This window comes from Thermosynechococcus sp. HN-54, assembly GCF_023650955.1.
Taxonomy (GTDB): domain Bacteria; phylum Cyanobacteriota; class Cyanobacteriia; order Thermosynechococcales; family Thermosynechococcaceae; genus Thermosynechococcus.
On the sequence record NZ_CP098039.1, the window covers coordinates 977,894 to 994,966 of the forward strand.

At 53.7% G+C, this 17,073-nt stretch carries 17 protein-coding genes and 1 tRNA gene; 6 read left to right on the top strand and 12 right to left on the bottom strand.

Going from position 1 to position 17,073, the window contains the following annotated elements; translation table 11 throughout:
- Positions 1 to 3: 3 nt before the first annotated feature.
- On the top strand, positions 4 to 2,229 hold the full coding sequence (locus NBE99_RS04675) for a polysaccharide biosynthesis tyrosine autokinase (protein WP_250683325.1): 2,226 nt from the start codon (positions 4 to 6) through the stop codon (positions 2,227 to 2,229).
- 19 nt (positions 2,230 to 2,248) lie between these two features.
- On the opposite strand, the gene NBE99_RS04680 is transcribed toward NBE99_RS04675, so the two are convergent.
- The 7 genes from NBE99_RS04680 to NBE99_RS04710 all read right to left on the bottom strand — a co-directional run bounded on the left by NBE99_RS04680 (position 2,249) and on the right by NBE99_RS04710 (position 8,993).
- Positions 2,249 to 3,319 (bottom strand): RuBisCO accumulation factor 1, encoded by a 1,071-nt coding sequence (locus NBE99_RS04680; protein WP_250683326.1) that lies wholly within the window; start codon positions 3,317 to 3,319, stop codon positions 2,249 to 2,251.
- Between the two features lie 40 nt (positions 3,320 to 3,359).
- Positions 3,360 to 4,265, bottom strand: coding sequence for a homoserine kinase (gene thrB, locus NBE99_RS04685; RefSeq protein ID WP_250683327.1), 906 nt, complete (start codon positions 4,263 to 4,265; stop codon positions 3,360 to 3,362).
- Positions 4,266 to 4,268: 3 nt separating this feature from the next.
- Positions 4,269 to 4,931 carry a uracil phosphoribosyltransferase gene (gene upp / locus NBE99_RS04690; protein WP_250683328.1) on the bottom strand — a complete coding sequence of 221 codons (663 nt, stop codon included), beginning with the start codon at positions 4,929 to 4,931 and terminating at the stop codon, positions 4,269 to 4,271.
- Positions 4,932 to 4,990: 59 nt separating this feature from the next.
- Positions 4,991 to 5,740: a polyprenyl diphosphate synthase gene (gene uppS, locus NBE99_RS04695; protein WP_250683329.1), complete on the bottom strand. Its 750-nt coding sequence runs from the start codon at positions 5,738 to 5,740 to the stop codon at positions 4,991 to 4,993.
- A 22-nt stretch (positions 5,741 to 5,762) separates the two neighbouring features.
- Positions 5,763 to 6,641: a diadenylate cyclase CdaA gene (gene cdaA, locus NBE99_RS04700; protein WP_250683330.1), complete on the bottom strand. Its 879-nt coding sequence runs from the start codon at positions 6,639 to 6,641 to the stop codon at positions 5,763 to 5,765.
- Between the two features lie 20 nt (positions 6,642 to 6,661).
- Positions 6,662 to 8,020 (bottom strand): diaminopimelate decarboxylase, encoded by a 1,359-nt coding sequence (gene lysA / locus NBE99_RS04705; protein ID WP_250683331.1) that lies wholly within the window; start codon positions 8,018 to 8,020, stop codon positions 6,662 to 6,664.
- 133 nt (positions 8,021 to 8,153) lie between these two features.
- Positions 8,154 to 8,993 carry a prohibitin family protein gene (locus NBE99_RS04710; protein ID WP_250683332.1) on the bottom strand — a complete coding sequence of 280 codons (840 nt, stop codon included), beginning with the start codon at positions 8,991 to 8,993 and terminating at the stop codon, positions 8,154 to 8,156.
- Positions 8,994 to 9,099: 106 nt separating this feature from the next.
- Between NBE99_RS04710 and NBE99_RS04715 the strand changes: the two genes are divergently transcribed.
- Positions 9,100 to 9,756 (top strand): ATP-dependent Clp protease proteolytic subunit, encoded by a 657-nt coding sequence (locus tag NBE99_RS04715; RefSeq protein ID WP_250683333.1) that lies wholly within the window; start codon positions 9,100 to 9,102, stop codon positions 9,754 to 9,756.
- Here the strand turns inward: NBE99_RS04715 and NBE99_RS04720 are convergent.
- The 5 genes from NBE99_RS04720 to NBE99_RS04740 all read right to left on the bottom strand — a co-directional run bounded on the left by NBE99_RS04720 (position 9,753) and on the right by NBE99_RS04740 (position 14,657).
- Positions 9,753 to 11,114: an LCP family protein gene (locus NBE99_RS04720; RefSeq protein ID WP_250683334.1), complete on the bottom strand. Its 1,362-nt coding sequence runs from the start codon at positions 11,112 to 11,114 to the stop codon at positions 9,753 to 9,755. The two genes, NBE99_RS04715 and NBE99_RS04720, sit on opposite strands and share 4 nt — an antisense overlap.
- 180 nt (positions 11,115 to 11,294) lie before the next feature.
- Entirely contained in the window at positions 11,295 to 12,266 is a 972-nt protein-coding gene (gene sds, locus NBE99_RS04725; RefSeq protein ID WP_250683335.1) for a solanesyl diphosphate synthase, read from the bottom strand.
- A 94-nt stretch (positions 12,267 to 12,360) separates the two neighbouring features.
- A complete protein-coding gene (locus NBE99_RS04730; RefSeq protein WP_305879890.1) occupies positions 12,361 to 13,434 on the bottom strand; it encodes an ABC transporter ATP-binding protein in 1,074 nt (357 codons plus the stop codon).
- Between the two features lie 3 nt (positions 13,435 to 13,437).
- Positions 13,438 to 13,596: a chlorophyll a/b-binding protein gene (locus NBE99_RS04735; RefSeq protein WP_250683336.1), complete on the bottom strand. Its 159-nt coding sequence runs from the start codon at positions 13,594 to 13,596 to the stop codon at positions 13,438 to 13,440.
- A 71-nt stretch (positions 13,597 to 13,667) separates the two neighbouring features.
- Positions 13,668 to 14,657, bottom strand: a complete 990-nt coding sequence (locus tag NBE99_RS04740) for a succinate dehydrogenase/fumarate reductase iron-sulfur subunit (protein ID WP_250683337.1) — start codon at positions 14,655 to 14,657, stop codon at positions 13,668 to 13,670.
- 126 nt (positions 14,658 to 14,783) lie between these two features.
- On the opposite strand from NBE99_RS04740, the gene NBE99_RS04745 reads away from it, so the two are divergent.
- The 4 genes from NBE99_RS04745 (at position 14,784) to NBE99_RS04760 (ending at position 17,070) form a co-directional block, all read left to right on the top strand.
- A complete protein-coding gene (locus NBE99_RS04745) occupies positions 14,784 to 15,092 on the top strand; it encodes a YnfA family protein (protein WP_315897292.1) in 309 nt (102 codons plus the stop codon).
- A gap of 267 nt (positions 15,093 to 15,359) precedes the next feature.
- Positions 15,360 to 16,484, top strand: a complete 1,125-nt coding sequence (locus tag NBE99_RS04750) for a sodium-dependent bicarbonate transport family permease (protein WP_250683339.1) — start codon at positions 15,360 to 15,362, stop codon at positions 16,482 to 16,484.
- A 41-nt stretch (positions 16,485 to 16,525) separates the two neighbouring features.
- Positions 16,526 to 16,858 carry a P-II family nitrogen regulator gene (locus tag NBE99_RS04755; protein ID WP_250683340.1) on the top strand — a complete coding sequence of 111 codons (333 nt, stop codon included), beginning with the start codon at positions 16,526 to 16,528 and terminating at the stop codon, positions 16,856 to 16,858.
- 140 nt (positions 16,859 to 16,998) lie between these two features.
- A tRNA-Gly gene (locus NBE99_RS04760) sits at positions 16,999 to 17,070 on the top strand.
- Positions 17,071 to 17,073: the final 3 nt, after the last annotated feature.

Below are 17,073 nucleotides of genomic sequence, written 5' to 3' on the forward strand. Positions count from 1 at the left end.
CTAATGTCCCTCCCACAAAAGGTACCCAATTTACGGGTCGTTGATCGCCAGCGAAATCCACTGCGGTTCAGCACCACCAAGAGTTCTCAAAAGGGTGGGCTGCAAGCTTTTAGCGATCGCTGTCGGCGACGGTGGCGACTGCTCTCTGGCACAGCCTTACTGTCATTTTTGGTCATGGGGGGGTATGTCCTCTGGCAACCCCAAATGTATGAGGCTTATTTTCGCCTCTTGATGGAGCCGGTGAGTGAAGCACAGCCTCCGCCAACGCCGAACCCGCGTGGTGGTATTGCAGGTACGCTCCCTCCGGAGTCTCTGCCGGCTCCACCGCCAACCCCACTGCCTCAAGTGGATGTGGGGTCACAGATTCTGGTTCTGGAAAGTGACAAAATCCTAGCCCCTATTGCCCAGAAACTGCAACGGCAGTATCCCCATTTGACCACACGGGTCTTGGCCGAGCATCTGGAAATTCGGCCAGTGGTTAGTTCCGCCACAGAGCAACTGCTGACACAAACAAAAGTGCTAGAAGTGGCCTATCGCGATCGCCAGCCAGAAATCGTGACCGCAGTATTAAGGGCCGTGGCAGAGGCATTTGTTGACTACAGTCAGCGCGATCGCCAAGAACAACTCAATCGCACCCTAGAGCAACTGGACAAAGACATCAATCAGCACCTTACAGAATTAGAGCAACTCCAGCAGCAACTCCAAGCGAGCCAACCCGCAGGCACCAGCCTACAACCCTCAGAACAACTGCGCTTTTTGACAGAACAGTATCGTAAAATCCACAGTCTTCGCCAAGCGGCTCGCCTCAAGGCCGTGGAGGCCTATGGTCGTTTTCAAGGCCTGCAGGAACAACTGAAGATGACGCCAGCCGAGGCTCTAGCGGCAGCCAATTTGAGTACCTCTCCCGCTTATCAGCAACAACTGGCACGCATTCAAGAACTGGATCAAGAAATTGCCAAGAATCTAGCCATTTTTCGGGAAGGGACACCCGTCATCCAAGCCCTAGAGGAACAGCGGCGCGTCTTGGTGGAGCAATTGCAGGCGATCGCCAGCCAAGTGATTGGTGAGCAGTATCAAGTGGACAACCCCACGGCTCTAGGCTTTCAAGGAACAGTGTCACAAACGCTGATTACCAACTACATTACGGCGTGGATTGAATACGAAAACCAGCGGCGCTATGATGCTGAGCTTGCTGCCCCCCAAGCGGCGGTTGCCCAACAATTACAACAACTGAGTAGCCAACTTCCCGCCATCGATCGCCTTGAAAATCGGATTCGGACAGCCAATCTCTCCCTCGAGATGCTCAATCAAGCGCGGCAAGCCGTGCAACTGCAACTAGCGCAGAACAATTTTGCTTGGCAAGTATTGACGGATCTAGAGAATCCCGCTGTCCAACCCACCTTTCCCCGCTTACTGCTGTTGGTAGTGGGGGCGATCGCCAGCCTTTTGTTGGGGGTTCTGGCTATTTATTTAGCAGATGCTGCCGCCAATACGTTTGTCAGTCCAGCCCAAGTGGAAGATACCCTCGGTTTGCCCCTCCTCGGCACAATTCCCAAGGCAACTCCCCAAACCAATCTCCGCTTAGAGCGCGTGGTGAAGGGCAATTCAGGGCTGTGGCAGGTGACCCAAGTCCTACCCTCTGTCGGGGAATGGGTGAAGTTTCAGGAAACCTTTCACCATCTGGTGGCCAACCTCCAGGCAGTGGGTCTAGGTCATTCATTGGCAGTCATTTCAGCCCTACCCGCCGATGGACGGACAACAATTGCCCTCAATCTTGCCCTTGCCGCTGCCGGCACGGGTCAGCGCGTTCTGCTCATTGATGGGGATTTGCGGCGACCTCAGATTCACCGCTATCTCGGACTCACAAATGAACAGGGCTTGGCGGATTGGTTAGTTCAGCGGCGGTACTGGTACAGCGTTGCGCAAGCGAGGCAAGGCCTTGCGATTTTAACCGCCGGCGAGTTGCGGCAGCAGCCAATGCGATTCCTCAGCCAAGACACCCTCAAACAGTTCATGGCGCACCTCAAAAACTACTTTGATCTGGTGATTGTGGATACCCCACCCTTGGCCAACTTTGCTGATGCCAAACTCTGGTCTGGTCTAGTGGATCAGACACTCGTGGTCGTTAATTTGCAGGCACCCCAGCAACCTGTGCGCCTAGCCTTGGCAGATTACAGTTTGGGAAATGCCGGTGCCCTAGGGGTTGTGGTCAATCTTGGCTTAAGGTAGCACGGTTAATTGGCAGGAATTATTCCTCAAAGAACCATAGTTCTTTGTTAATACTCTCATCTAACACTTGGGGGGGGCGCAGGACAAGCAGCAGTTGGCCGAGAATTGGGGTTGTTGGCGGTTCAGGAAACCAAGCGAGTCGGACAGTGTCGCCGGGGGCAGGGCTAATCAGGAGATAGCGATCGCGATCCCATTCTTGAAGACCACGATCCACAATCAGGAGCACCTGTTCAATGGGGAGTCCCTCAGGCGTTGGCGGTAATTCTGTGGGTAAGTCTGCCACCGGCCAAAGCACCGCCACTGGATCAAGGGCATTCAGGAGAACCTGCCAACTGGGGAGAGCCACTAGGCTCATGGGTTGGGGGACAGAGACTAGTTGAAAGGCGCCTGTAGAAGTTAACTGGGGTACTTGATTAAAGGCTGCGGCAGTGAGGGGGGCTGTTCCTGCGACGGGAACGAGGTAGGGCAAGTCTTCAGCGGAATCCAAGCGGTAAAGGGGGAGTCGGGGTTGGCTAGCAGCGGGGACAACGGTAAAGTCCGTTAGCAGCTTTTCAAGCGCTTGGCGACCTGTGGTGGATTCAACAAAGCGAAAGCCCTGGGCAATGAGGCGCGATCGCTGAGCGAGATCTCGTTGCTGCCGCGCCAGTTGCCAATAATAGCGACCAATGCGATCGCCGACGCTGTCACCAAAACCTTCACTGTCATCCTTTTGATAGCTCACCACCTTGAGGGCACGACACACCTCATGAACGGCAGTGACATCCAGTTGTTTCTCGACAATGAGGGTTGCTGCTGCAAGGCGATCGCTCGCCGACAACACCCGCAGTTCATAGAGCAGATCACTGCCGCGCGTTTGAAAATAGGCACGCACAGGTTCCGGTGCCTCCCGCAGGCTCTGGCTCACTTGCAGGGCAATGATGAGTTGATTTTGGTGGATCGGTTCAATCCCAGTTGCCTCAAAAATCGCTTGGGGAGATAGCCCCTGTTTTTGTAGTTGCTGGCATCCTGCTCCCCAATCTTGCCAAGTTCCCTCTTTGCGACGTAGGCGTTGAATCACTTCCGTTGTCAGAGCATCCTGTTCTTGACTCATTAAACCACCTCCTAGCAGCAGGGAAGCATTTTATTGATTTCTAGCGATCGCGCACCGTTGTGCCTTGGCGTTGAATGGCTAACACTTCCACCCGTGCCTGTACACCAAAGGTTGCCCATGTTTCCTGCAAAGCAGTGGCAATGCCCGAAGCAGTAACGGGATCGCCAAGAGCTAAGAGGGTTGGCCCTGCCCCACTAATCACAAGACCATGGGCACCCGCCGCCAGAGCCGCTCTGTGCAGAGCGGCATAGCCCTTAATCAAGCTTTGGCGGTAGGGTTGATGCAGGCGATCGCCCAAGGCCAGTTGCAGCCATTCCCGTTGCCCGGTTTCCAATCCCCGCAGCAATGCCCCCAAGTGACTGATATTAAAGACGGCATCAGCGTAGGTACAGTGGGCAGGCAGCACTTGACGTGCTGTTTCCGTGGCTAGCTCAAAGTCTGGAATTGCCACAATCGGCACCACATCCTGATCCCAAGGAATTTCTAGCCAATGCCATCCCCCTGTACCCTCTTGGACCGCAAGGCGACAGCCACCTAGCAAGGCAGGTACCACATTATCGGGGTGGCCTTCCATTTCAATCGCCAGTTCTAGAACCTCGGTATGACTGAGGGGAAAGCCGGCTAACCGATTCGCCCCCACCAAGCCACCAATAATTGCTGTGGCTGAACTGCCGAGGCCGCGGGCAAGGGGAACCCCTAGATCTATTTCTAGATACACGGGCGGCGCTTCACGCCCTAGATATTCATAGAGACGGGTGTAGGCACGATAGGCCAAATTGTCGGTGCTACTACTGACCGCCGCGGCCTCAGTACCCCTAATGCTGACATGGGGGCGATCGCTCCAAGAAAACGTAAAGGTATTCGTTAGGGTCAGAGCCGCCCCAAGGCAATCAAACCCAGGCCCCAAATTGGCCGTTGTTGCCGGCACAGTGACTACTGTCATCATGGGTTAGCTTTCCTCCCCAGTGCCAAAGGCGCGATCGCCCGCATCTCCCAAACCGGGCACAATAAAGCCCTGCTCATTCAATGTCTCATCAATCGTGGCCGCATAAACTTGCACTGCGGGAAAATGGGCACCGAGTTTCTGCAACGCTGGCGGAGCAGTGACAACGGAAATAATTCGCACCAAGGCTGGGTCAATCCCCCGCTGCACCAATTCCTGCATTGCTGTCATGATTGAACCTCCCGTCGCCAGCATCGGCTCACTAATGAGCACACGGGTTTGCGGGTCAAACTGCGGGGGCAACCTATTGAGATAGCAACTGGGTTCAAGGGTGGCCTCATCCCGCACAATCCCTAGGTGGTAGGTTTTTGCCGTTGGTAAAACCCCTTGGGCACCATCCAGCAAGGCCAAACCCGCCCGCAGAATCGGTACGACCACGACGGGTACTTGGGGATTCACCACCAGCGCTGCGCAGGGAGCAAGGGGCGTTTCCACCACTGTTTCCGCCGTTGGCAACCATTCCCGTGCCGCCTCATAGGCCAGCCATCGCCCCAGTTCTGTCATGGCCACCCGAAATAAGGGGGTGGGCGTGTTGCGATCGCGAGCCACCGTCAGCCAATGTTGAATTAAGGGATGGGGGGGGACATAAATGCGCAATTGGGGAGTCACACTATCGCTCCAACGTGTACCCAGCAGGCTTTCCTATTCTCCACCGAAACAGCTCCCTTTTAGACACGGCCAAATCGCCGCTGTCGCTGTTGGTAATCCCGCAGAGCTTCGTGGAAAGCAGCGCGGTCAAAATCGGGCCAGAGGGTCTTGGTGACGTAAATTTCTGAATAGGCCACCTGCCACAGCAAAAAGTTACTGACGCGCAGCTCACCACTGGTGCGAATGAGCAAATCGGGATCTGGGAGGCCACCCGTGTACAAATGCCGCTCAAAAAGCACTTCATCAATATCGGCTGGATCCAGCAAACCCGCTTTCACTTGGGCGGCAATCGAACGGCAAGCGTGGATGATTTCCCGTCGCCCACCATAGTTCGTGGCCACGACAAATTTAATTTTTTGGTTATTGGCCGTAGCGGCCATTGCCCGCTCAATTTCCGCTTGGAGGGACGGGGGTAAACAGGCCAAATCCCCCACGAAGTGGATCTGCACCCCCTCGGCCACCATTTCCTCTAGCTCCCGCCGCAGCACCCGCTCAAAGAGGGTCATCAGAAAGTCCACCTCCGGCAGGGGGCGACCCCAGTTTTCTGTGGAGAAGGCGTAGGCGGTCAGGGCTTCGATCCCCCAATCTTTGCAACAGCGCAGTAGATCCTTGAGGGTGTCCACCCCCCGTTGATGCCCCATAATGCGCGGTAAATTGCGTTGCTTTGCCCAGCGGCCATTGCCATCCATAATCACCGCTACATGCCGCGGCAGGCGATCGCGATCCAAATCCTCGGGTAACTCAATGAGTGAATGGGGCTGTAGCGTCATGGACACATCCTATTGACGGAAATTAGCGCAGTGGCCATACCATTTTCCAGAATTTTAAGCTGTGGCGACGTTGGCTAGGCTGTGAAGTTCCTGTCCTAGGACTCTGCACGTATTGCCGTAACAACTCTCCTAGTTTACTGCTTGTGAGGGGACGTTGAAGCTCCCCCTTAAAGGCAAGGGAAATTGACCCCGTTTCCTCAGAGACCACCACACAGACACAGTGGCTAATGCGTTCGGTAATCCCTAGGGCAGCCCGATGGCGAGTCCCCAACTGCCAAGGCCCCGTGCGATCCGAGAGGGGCAAGATCAATTTTGCCGCGATCACCTCGCTACCCCGTACCCAAATTGCCCCATCATGGAGGGGCGAACTGACCTGAAAAATTGACGTGATGAGTTCCGGAGAGAGGCGAGCATTCAGGGGAATCCCCGCATGGGTAAAATCTTGGGGGGTGAGTTTTGTATGGGTTTCCAGCAAAATGAGTGCCCCTGTGCGATCTTGAGACAAGCCCTTCACTGCCGTCACAATCAGGTCAACGGCATCATTGGTGAGACTAGATTCCGCCACAGGTTGCATCAAGCCAAAAAATTGCCCCCGTCCCAGTTGCTCAAGAAAAATGCGAATCTCCGATTGCAGAATGACGGCTAAGGCCACCGCAGAGCCAATCACTAAGTTGTGAAGAACAAAGCTCAAAAACTGTAGCTCAATGGCACGACTGAGGGAGGTCGCCAAAAGCAGGAAGATAAAGCCCCGTACCATCCACAGGGTGCGCCGCTCGGCCACAAGCCGCAAAATAGCGTAGGTTAAGGCCAAGACCAAAACCACATCCACCACTGTTCGCACCTTGGCCAGTGTCTCCGAGGACAGCAGCAGCCATGGCAAGTTACCTAGGAGACTCATCATCCCATCGTGCTCGTCACCTCCTAGGGGGCAGGAGTGCTCAAGCGTAGCGGTAAGACATCGTGAGCCACCAAATCAGCGTAGGTTTCCCGTTGCAGGATCAGGTTGGCTTCCCCCTCACAGACGATCACCGCCGCCGGCCGAGGAACCCGATTGTAGTTGGAGGCCATGCTGTAGTTGTAGGCACCCGTACTGGCCACCACCAAAATATCATTAGCTTGCAGGGGAGGGAGGGTGACTTCTGGTAGCAGAATATCGCCCGATTCACAGTGCTTACCGGCTATGCGCACGGTTTCTGTAGCCGCAGTGGTCATGCGATTGGCACACACCGCTGTATATTGTGCCTGATAGGTAATGGGGCGTGGATTATCGGACATCCCCCCATCCACTGCAATGTAGGTGCGCAGCTCAGGAATCACCTTACGGCCGCCCACAGTGTAGGCAGTCACTGCCGCAGGTCCCACGATGGAGCGACCCGGCTCGCAGATGAGTTTTGGTAAGGGAAGATGGCGTTGCCGACAGGCTTGGCTCAGTTGATGGCCAATGGCCTTTGTCCAGTGGGCGATCGCCGGCGGGTTATCGGAGTCTACATAGCGAATGCCAAGGCCGCCGCCCACGTTCAGTTCTCGCATCGGTAGCAGAGCCTCACGGGCTTGAGCCAGCCAATCCACAAGGACATCGCATAGGTCTAAATGGGGTTGTTCCTCAAAAATCTGTGAGCCGATGTGGGCATGCAGTCCCACCCAATCCAGTTCAGGATGCGCCTTAGCAAACTGAAGCAACTCTGGAAACTGTTGGGGGTCAAAGCCAAACTTACTGTCTAGATGTCCAGTGCGGATATATTCGTGGGTGTGACATTCAATCCCCGGTGTCAACCGCAACATAACGCGAGGGGGGGTCGAGAGATCATGCTCTTCAACGTAGGCAACAAGGCGCTCCAGTTCCAGCCAGTTATCCGCAACAATGATGCAGTTGACCTCAAGGGCATAGAGGAGTTCTTGGGGGGACTTATTGTTGCCATGGAAGTAAATTTTGCTCGCAGGGACACCTGCACTCAAAGCAGTGTAGAGTTCACCCCCTGAGGCCACATCAATCCCCAAGCCTTCGCTGTGGGCAAGGGCGCAGGTGGCTAGGCAGTTCCATGCTTTTGAGGCATAGAGCACTAGGAATTCACCGCCATAGGTCTGTTGGAGCGTGTCATGGTATTGACGGCAGGCGGTGCGAAAGGTGAATTCATCGAGGATGTAGAGGGGAGAGCCAAACTGTGCCACTAGCTCCACCACATCGCAGCCACCAATCGTGAGATGGCCGCGGGCATTGATTTCAGCAGTCAGGGGTAAAATCTGTTGATTGGCAGCAAGGGGGACAGGGGTGGAGATCATGGGTCAATATCGGCAGAAATCGGGGAATAAAAGAACAAATCGCTATTCTCAATTCTAGGGGGATTTGGGCGATCGCTCCCTTTCCGCTGTTGAGTCTGTCGATTATTGAAGTGTCCCTCAGCTATTTTTTATTTTATTTTTCTGCTGTGCCCGTCCAATTGAGCAAAAAGGGGGGCAGCCCCTCTTGGCCATTGATCACAATCACTTGGGGGACTTGGGCACCGCCTTCACGCCATGCCTCAATGGCTTCCTTTTGTAGCACTAACTGTCCACCGGGAGCTTTCAGGGTTTCGGCAAGGAGGCGCTGGGCTTCTGCTTTGCCTTGGGCACGATTGATTTCAGCTTGGGCTTGCTGAGCTGCTTCTTGGGCAATATAGACCGCCCGTTGTGCCCGCTGCTCAGCAATTTGCTTATCCTCGACTGCTTTGGAGAATTCCTCAGAAAAGTCAAGGTTGACCACACTGGTGTCCAGCACCAGAATGTGATATTTGGACAAGCGATCGCTGAGGGCGTGATCAAAATCCTCCTTTAGCTCATCCCGCTTGGTAATCGCTTCCTCAGCCGTGCGGCGAGCCGCAGCAATTTTGAAGGCTTCTTGGGTTTGGGGCGCGATAATTTTGGCCACGATATTCTCCAGTGTGCCTTGGGTGCGGCGCACATCCACGATCGCCATTGGATCTAGGCGAAAGTTAATCGCAAAACTGGCCTTAATATCTTGCAGATCTTTGGTGGCACTTTCAGCTGGCACTTCAAACTTTTGAACGGTTACATCATAGACATCCACACTGGCAATAAACGGCGGTTTCCAGTGAATACCCTCGAGGAGGGGGGTATCCTGAGCTTTGCCCAAAATACTCAGCACCCCTGCTTGGCCGGGATTAATAATCACCACGGCATTCAAAAGGACAACCAGCAAGACAATGGCGATCGCCACCACTGAGGAGGCGAGCCGCGAACTGAAGAGTTGATTCATGCCCAAAGAATTGGATTTCTGCTTTGATTATAGGCGGTGCTTCCCGCCGATCCTGAAGGCAATTCCTTGCTAGAGTACAGATAGTCTGTCATTTGCTGAGCGTCCTATGCGGTTGCCCATTACTGCTGCCCAAGCGGCCTACTATGGTGATGCCTACTATCGCACACCACCTCCTGATCTCCCTTCACTGCTGTTGAAGGAGCGGATTGTCTATTTAGGTATGCCTCTGGTGCCAGCGGTCACGGAGCTGATCATTGCGGAACTGCTCTATCTGCAATACGACGATCCTGAAAAACCCATCCGCATTTACATTAACTCAACGGGAACCTCCCGCTACGATGGCGAACCTATTGGCTTTGAAACGGAAGCCTTTGCCATCTGCGACACCATGCGCTACATTAAGCCCCCTGTGCATACGATCTGCATTGGTCAAGCGATGGGGATGGCAGCCATGTTGCTCTCTGCCGGTACCAAGGGGTGTCGCGCCAGCTTACCCCACGCCACGATTGTCCTGCACCAAACTAAGAGCTATGCCCAAGGGCAGGCCACCGATATCCAAATTCGTGCCAAGGAAGTACTGGCCAATAAGGCGATGATGGTGGAAATTTTGGCGCAAAATACCGGTCAACCCCCCGAACGCATTACTCGCGATATGGATCGGCTGCTCTATATGACGCCTCAAATGGCCAAGGAATACGGCATTATTGACCGCATCCTCGAACCCGAAGTGGCGACCAAGAAACTGCCCGCAACGCTGACCTAGTGCAACACGGCCGCCCAGTCACGGCCAATGCGAATGGTGATGTCGGAGGAAAGAACGCCAGTGGAGTTGGCAGATACTCGCCCCATGCCAAGGACAGAACGAATCATTTGCGCAGCTCCAATATCCCCTTGCTGGGCCACAATCTCTGTTTCGGGGGTTTGCTGATACCACTCTTCACTGATGATCACATTGGTATAGCCGTGGTGGGTGAGGAAATCCGCCATGTCTTGGGCAGCGTCACTGCTACCGGAGGCATTTTGCAGAGCAATGCGCAGCGTGCCTGTTTCACGCCACGTATGGTCAACCAGCTTCGAGGGGCGATCGCTAAAGTGCTCGGCAACCACTCGATCAATCCGTTCATAATCAGGAAGCCAGTAGCTCGCTTCATAGCCATCGCCACTAAAGCGTCCCGGCAGCAGGATCAAACGCAGGTTGTCTGGCTCGATGCGCAGACTAAATTGGGCGATCGCCATCAGTTCGGCAAAGGTTAAATCCGTATCCACATATTTTTGGAGGACGCTGTAGATTTTCGGCAACTGAGTCAGCATGACAGGATTGGCCAGTTTCTTTTGCAACGCCTTGATCAGCATTTGCTGGCGTTGGGCACGGCCAATATCCCCCAGTTCATCGTAACGAAAACGAACAAAGCCCTCCGCTTGCTCCCCATTCAGCGTTTGCAGCCCTGGCTGAAGATCAATGTAGAGTTTCTGGGTGTGATCGGTATAGACCATCCGCTTGGGGACATTAACCTCGACACCGCCCACCAGATCGACGAGTTCACGAAATGCCCCTGTATCAATGCGAATGTAGCGATCCACGGGAGTATAGTTGAGGGTTTGACTGACCACTCGCACCGTTAGATCCACGTCCCCATAGACATTGGCGGCATTAATTTTGTCGATGCCGTAGCCGGGAATGTTAACGCGGGTATCGCGGGGAATACTCAGAACCGTAATCGTGCCGTTTTCCGGATTAAATCGGGCCAATAGCATCGTGTCGGTGCGGCCGCGAAACCGTTGAGGGGATCCTTCAGGGGCATCCAAAACTCTATCGACTCCGAGTACCAAGAGGTTCACGGGTCGACTCATGCCATACTGGAACCCCCGTGCCATCATTTCTAGCCAAGAGGCATCCCCTTGGCCACGAGAGGTGGCGCTCTGAAAGGGGGATATCAAGACAAAGGTCATGCCGGCAAAAGCCGAGACCAAGGACACTCCCCCAAAAGCGACAATCCAGCCAAGGGTGCGCCACGGTGAAGGGCGCGATCGCTGAGCCCTGCTTTTTTGAGATACCTTTTGCCTTCCCCGACCACCCACAGTTGAACTCACTGGTTTACGCTGTTTGACGCCTCGTGCCACAAATTCACTCCCCAAATAAAAACGAACTGTGGGCTAGTCGGGTGGACGCAACCCCTATGTCCAGTGTAGGAGATTGACTGCCAATCCCGCACTTATACCTATTTGACTGTCCTAGACAATTCTTGTTTCTATTTTTTCGTCCCATTCAGCGGATTTATGCGCTGGGCATTGGGTTTATCGTTAGTACAGGCGCTCAAGGACATAATCCGTCAACTGACTCAGGGCTTGACGCGGCTCCGAAGGGGGCAACACTTCAAGGGCAGGCAGGGCAGCTTCAGCATACTGTTTTGCCAGTTGGCGTGCCTCCTCAATGGCACTACTTTGGCGCACTAGGTTGAGGGCGGTTTCTAAATCGCCTTCTTCACTGAACTCGCGCTCGATGAGGGTGTGCAGATAGGGGGCTTTGGGTAGGGCAAAAAGGACGGGTGCCGTTAGGTTGCCATCCCGCAGATCTGAGCCAGCGGGTTTCCCTAGTTCTGCGGTGGAGCGGGTGAAGTCGAGGATGTCATCGACGATTTGAAAGGCCAAGCCCAAATTTTTGCCGTAGGTGTACATGGCTTCGATGGTTTCTGGGGGTGCTTCACTAAGAACTGCTGCGGCCTTGGCACTGTTGGCAATGAGGGAAGCCGTCTTGTAGTAGGTTTTCAGTAGATAATCATCTAGGGTGATGCTGGTGTCAAAGCGGTTAAAGCCTTGGCGAATTTCCCCTTCAGCAAAGTCTTTGATCACTTGGGAGAGGAGTTTCACCACTTGTAGGTTATCCAAATCCGCTAAGTACCAAGAGGCTTGGGCAAAGAGAAAGTCTCCCGCTTGAATGGCCACCCGATTGCCAAAGACACTGTTGACGGTGGGCACACCGCGCCGCAGTTGGGCTTGATCCACCACATCATCGTGAAAGAGACTGGCGGTATGAATCATTTCCGTAATTTCTGCCAAGCGGCAGTGCCGGGGAGTAATCCCCTGATCGGGCAGCGTGGCTCGCGACACTAAAAAGACAATGGCGGGTCGGATGCGCTTGCCACTGGCAGCAAAAAGATGTTCGGCGGCAGCAGAGAGTACGGCGTGTTGTGCTCCAATCAGTGCCTTGAGGTTCTCTGTCAGTACGCAGAGATCCGCTTCGACAGGGGAGAAAAGAGAGGTTACCGAAGTCATGGACGGGCTGGCCGCATAAGTTACGAAATTTTACAGAATCCTAGTTGTATTCTAAGCGAAGCCTCCAATCTTAGGTAAGGGTTCCGATGAATTTTCAGGAAGGCTCAAAATTGAGAGCTGCCCCGGTCGTGGAGTCAAAAAGATAAAGATGGCTAGCCTGCAACTGGAGAGGGTCACCCATTTGAGGAATTTGGTGACGCGGAGCAAGCCACAGGAGTTCTTGAGGGCTATTCCTCAGGCGGCAGCGGACAATGGCTTCACGGCCAAGGGGTTCGACCAAGGTGGCGATCGCCCCCAATCCCGTTTCTCCAAGCTGTAAATGCTCTGGGCGAATTCCCACAGTAACCGCCTGATCAGGTTGCAGCGGCCAACGCTGGCTATTGGCACACGGCAGGGACTGTTGCTCTAGCCAAAGCTGGGTGCCATCCCAACGCGCGGGCAGTAAGTTCATTGGTGGTGTCCCCAAAAATCGCGCCACCATTGTATTGGCCGGTGCGGCATAAAGATCAGCGGGGGTGCCAATTTGCTGAATCTGGCCACGATCCAGCACCACAATTCGATCGCCAAGGGTCATGGCCTCCACTTGATCGTGGGTGACATAGAGGGTGGTAATGCCTAGTTGTTGATGCAATTGTTTCAGTTCAGCACGGGTTTGCTCCCGCAATTGGGCATCAAGGTTAGAGAGGGGTTCATCGAGGAGAAACACTTGGGGCGATCGTGCCAAGGCTCTTCCCAAGGCCACCCGCTGCTGTTGACCACCGGAGAGTTGACGCGGTTTGCGCTGCAGCAGGGACTCAATCCCCAGAAGCTTAGCCACTTGAAGTACCCGTTGCTGCCGTGTGGCCGGATCAACCCCACGCATTTTTAAGCCAAAGCCAAGGTTTTCAGCAACGGTCATGTGGGGGTAGAGGGCATAGTTCTGAAAGACCATGGCCACATCGCGATCGCGCCCACTCAGACCATTGACACAGGTATCGCCAATGTAAATCTCTCCACTGGTGGGCTGCTCCAAGCCAGCAATGAGGCGTAACAGCGTGGATTTACCACAACCAGAAGGGCCGACAATCACCCAAAGCGCCCCTGCGGGCACGGTTAGAGAGAGTGGGCCAATTCCCACCCCTAGGGCAAATCGCCGCGTGACTCCCTCTAAGCGCAGTGTTGCCGTCACAACCTATCGCAAGCCCAGCCACGTAAAGAAATCTTGGCCAGTCACCCACTCCAGCACCAGCAGCGCGACAAAGCCAATCATGGCAAAGCGGCCATTGATCAGCTCCGCATAGCGCGACCAACCGAATTGAGGAGTCAAATCATCGGGCGTCGGTTCACTCATGGCGTTAGGAATGCAAAACAACTTCTTTAGATTGGCATAAGGCGCTTAGCATTTCATCCCCTTTCTGTATCTCATATTTTAGAAGCGGGCTGTTTCTGCTGTAGGGCGGTGATCACTGCCTTAATTTGCGCTTGACCGGCAGACTTTTCAAATCGCAGCGGAAACTTGCCGCGCCGCAATAACCGCCAGCCTAAAGGGGCAAGGCTCACAACTCCACCGAGATCTCGAAAGCGATTGCCCACCACCCGTAGGCCAAATTGCCGCTCATCCACCCAGCCCCCTTCTTTCACCAGTGCCAAGAGCACTTGCCGATGGCGCAAAGCACGGTCTTGATTGCGAGTTGCTGTTGTTGAGCGTGCTAAGATTGCCTGCTTGATCTCACTAATGCGATCGAGGGGTTGCACGCCCACGGGACACACCGTATTGCAATTAAAACAGCGGGTACAGCCCCACACACCGCTGGTGGCACTGTTGTATTGGTCTAGGCGTTGGTCAGTTTCGCTATCGCGAGTATCAGCCACAAGGCGAGCTGCTTTGGCAAGGGCATGGGGACCGACAAAGTTGGGATTCACTTCCACCGCATTGCAGGCACCGTAACAAGCCCCGCAGAGAATACAGTTACCCGAGGCATTGAGCTTGGCGCGATCGCTGGGGGATTGCAGAAACTCCCGCTCAGGCACTTGTCGTGCCGCGGTGCTGACGTAAGGGTTAATGGCTGAGAGCTTTTGCCAAAAATCACTCATGTCCACGACAAGGTCTTTGAGGACAGCCAAATTCCCCAAGGGGGCGATCGCAATTTGGTTGGGCACAGAACTATTGGCCAACTCAGCACGAATGCTTTGCTGACAGGCAAGAGCAGAACGCCCATTAATGGTCATGGCGCAACTGCCGCAAATCGTGTTTCGGCAATTTTTGCGAAAGCTGAGGCTACCGTCGTGGTATCCCTTGATCTGAATGAGGGCATCAAGGATCGTCAGGGAAGGATCAATGTCTAACTCAAAGGTTTGCCAGTATGCGCTCCTCTCAGGTGTTTGGCGACGAATCGTAAACTGAATTGACATATCTTGACGTCAGCCCAATGTAGTTTCCAGTTTATAGCAAGCCTTTTGTCAAGGATGGAGGATTGATCAATTGAACCATGGTAAACTCCCCCATCCACAAAGGAATGCCATTTCTTGGAGGATTTTATGAAAATGGTGAAATCCTTACTGGAGCTGGGGGGAGCTTATCTGGTATGGCTCTGGCTGCGCCAGCACAAGAGCATTTGGTATGCCTTAGCAGGAGCAGTTGTACTCTTTCTCTATGGCATGGTACCGACGCTTCAACCCGCACATTTCGGTCGTGTTCAGGCTGCCTATAGTGGCATTTTCCTGCTCGTGGCTCTGTTGTGGAGATGGGGAATTGATAAAGTGCGCCCCGATAAATTTGATCTGCTGGGTGCTGGGGTTGCCCTACTGGGAATGCTCATTATTATGTATGCGCCAAGGAGCCATTGAGGGGGTTGCGATCGCCCTAAGGTCATTTTATAAGTTGAGCTTATCTAAGCTATTTGAAAGTAATGTTTATTAAATTATGTGTTTTGCTCAAGAATTTGCTATAGACTAAGTCAAGCAAATGAAAAAGCTTGAATAGATAAAAGGCTATGTTTTGCTTGCGCCGTTGAGCAACGGATGCAATGCTGGCGATCGCCCAATAGTCTTCTATCAACTTCAACCTCTACAGCCCCATGGATAGCCCCTGATAATTTAAGGAGGAATAGTACTGTGGATTTTCTCGGTCAGTTTTTGCAGGATTTTGTCAAGCAGTTACAGTCACCTACCCTTGGTTTCCTAATTGGTGGCATGGTGATTGCAGCCCTAGGTAGCCAACTCCAGATTCCCGATGCCATCTATAAGTTCATTATTTTTATGTTGCTCATGAAGGTTGGCCTCAGCGGTGGCATTGCGATTCGCAGTTCCAACTTGCAGGAGATGCTCTTGCCAGCACTTTTTGCTGTGGTCATGGGTATTCTTATTGTCTTTATTGGCCGTTATACCTTAGCCAAGCTACCGAAGGTCAAAACCGTTGACGCGATCGCCACCGCAGGCCTATTTGGGGCTGTAAGTGGTTCGACGATGGCAGCAGCGGTGACGGCTCTGGAGGCGCAGAAAATTAGCTACGAACCTTGGGCCCCCGCACTGTATCCGTTTATGGATATTCCTGCCTTGGTGACAGCGATTGTCGTTGCCAGCATTTACCTCAAGAAAAAACAGGAGAAAAAGGCGCCGGCTTCCCTCAGTGCCGTTGGTGCCTATGCCGGTTCAGGGAGCGCCACAGGTTATGCCAGTAGCACGAGTGAGTACCCCACCACTGCCAGTGAATACCGCAGTCAACAAAGCAAACGAGTCAGAATCTGGCCGATTGTCAAAGAGAGTCTGCAAGGGGCAGCCCTTTCGGCACTCCTTCTAGGGCTTGCTTTGGGTATCTTTACCCGTCCCGACAGTGTCTATGAGAGTTTTTACAACCCTCTGTTTCGCGGTTTACTCTCCGTGTTGATGCTCGTCATGGGGATGGAGGCTTGGTCACGCTTGGGTGAGTTGCGCAAAGTCGCTCAGTGGTATGTGGTCTATGCCGTCGTAGCACCGCTGGTGCATGGCCTGATTGCCTTTGGTTTGGGAATGATTGCCCACTATGTCACTGGCTTTAGCCTTGGGGGTGTGGTGATTCTAGCCGTGATTGCCTGCTCTAGTTCTGATATTTCTGGGCCGCCAACATTACGGGCAGGTATTCCCTCCGCCAACCCTTCCGCCTATATTGGTGCTTCCACCGCGATCGGGACTCCCATTGCCATTGGCTTAGGAATTCCGCTTTACCTTGGCCTTGCCCAAGCAATCATGGGCGGCAGCTAGGGAACCAGGAGGTGCGAATTTCACTCAAGGAGGTAAACAGAGTGGCCAAGCCAGCAAAGAAGCTTGTGATTGTGACCGAGAAGATTCTCTTGAAAAAAATTGCCCAAATTATTGATGAGGCAGGTGCCACTGGCTACACGGTGATGGAAACCGGCGGCAAAGGCAGCCGCAATGTGCGCTCCTCTGGGCAACCCAGCGTGTCCGATACCCAAGCCAACATTAAGTTTGAGGTTCTCACCCAGACGCGGGAAATGGCTGAAAAGATCGTGGATCGCGTTGCTGCTGAGTTTTTTAATGACTATGCCGGCATTGCCTACATCTATGATGCGGAAGTATTGTATGCCCACAGCTTTTGTGGCCCAGAGGGCTGCTGAACTCGTTGGGTTGTTTGCCTAGATCAGCCAGCTGACCACCAAGGGGATAAACGCCGCGTTGTCTCCTAATTGATTTAATTTGCAGCAACCTTGTTGGGGCTTGACAAAGCCCCTCTAATTTTTTACATTAGAATTCTGCTGCGGGTATAGCTCAGTGGTAGAGCGCAACCTTGCCAAGGTTGATGTCGCGCGTTCGAATCGCGTTACCCGCTTTT

Coding starts and splice junctions, on each gene's coding strand:
- NBE99_RS04675 (WP_250683325.1), top strand. CDS start 4: ATGTCCCTCCCACAAAAGGTACCCAATTTACGGGTCGTTGATCGCCAG.
- NBE99_RS04680 (WP_250683326.1), bottom strand. CDS start 3,319: ATGAGTCAAGAACAGGATGCTCTGACAACGGAAGTGATTCAACGCCTA.
- thrB (WP_250683327.1), bottom strand. CDS start 4,265: ATGATGACAGTAGTCACTGTGCCGGCAACAACGGCCAATTTGGGGCCT.
- uppS (WP_250683329.1), bottom strand. CDS start 5,740: ATGACGCTACAGCCCCATTCACTCATTGAGTTACCCGAGGATTTGGAT.
- cdaA (WP_250683330.1), bottom strand. CDS start 6,641: ATGATGAGTCTCCTAGGTAACTTGCCATGGCTGCTGCTGTCCTCGGAG.
- lysA (WP_250683331.1), bottom strand. CDS start 8,020: ATGATCTCCACCCCTGTCCCCCTTGCTGCCAATCAACAGATTTTACCC.
- NBE99_RS04710 (WP_250683332.1), bottom strand. CDS start 8,993: ATGAATCAACTCTTCAGTTCGCGGCTCGCCTCCTCAGTGGTGGCGATC.
- NBE99_RS04715 (WP_250683333.1), top strand. CDS start 9,100: ATGCGGTTGCCCATTACTGCTGCCCAAGCGGCCTACTATGGTGATGCC.
- sds (WP_250683335.1), bottom strand. CDS start 12,266: ATGACTTCGGTAACCTCTCTTTTCTCCCCTGTCGAAGCGGATCTCTGC.
- NBE99_RS04735 (WP_250683336.1), bottom strand. CDS start 13,596: ATGAGTGAACCGACGCCCGATGATTTGACTCCTCAATTCGGTTGGTCG.
- NBE99_RS04740 (WP_250683337.1), bottom strand. CDS start 14,657: ATGTCAATTCAGTTTACGATTCGTCGCCAAACACCTGAGAGGAGCGCA.
- NBE99_RS04745 (WP_315897292.1), top strand. CDS start 14,784: ATGAAAATGGTGAAATCCTTACTGGAGCTGGGGGGAGCTTATCTGGTA.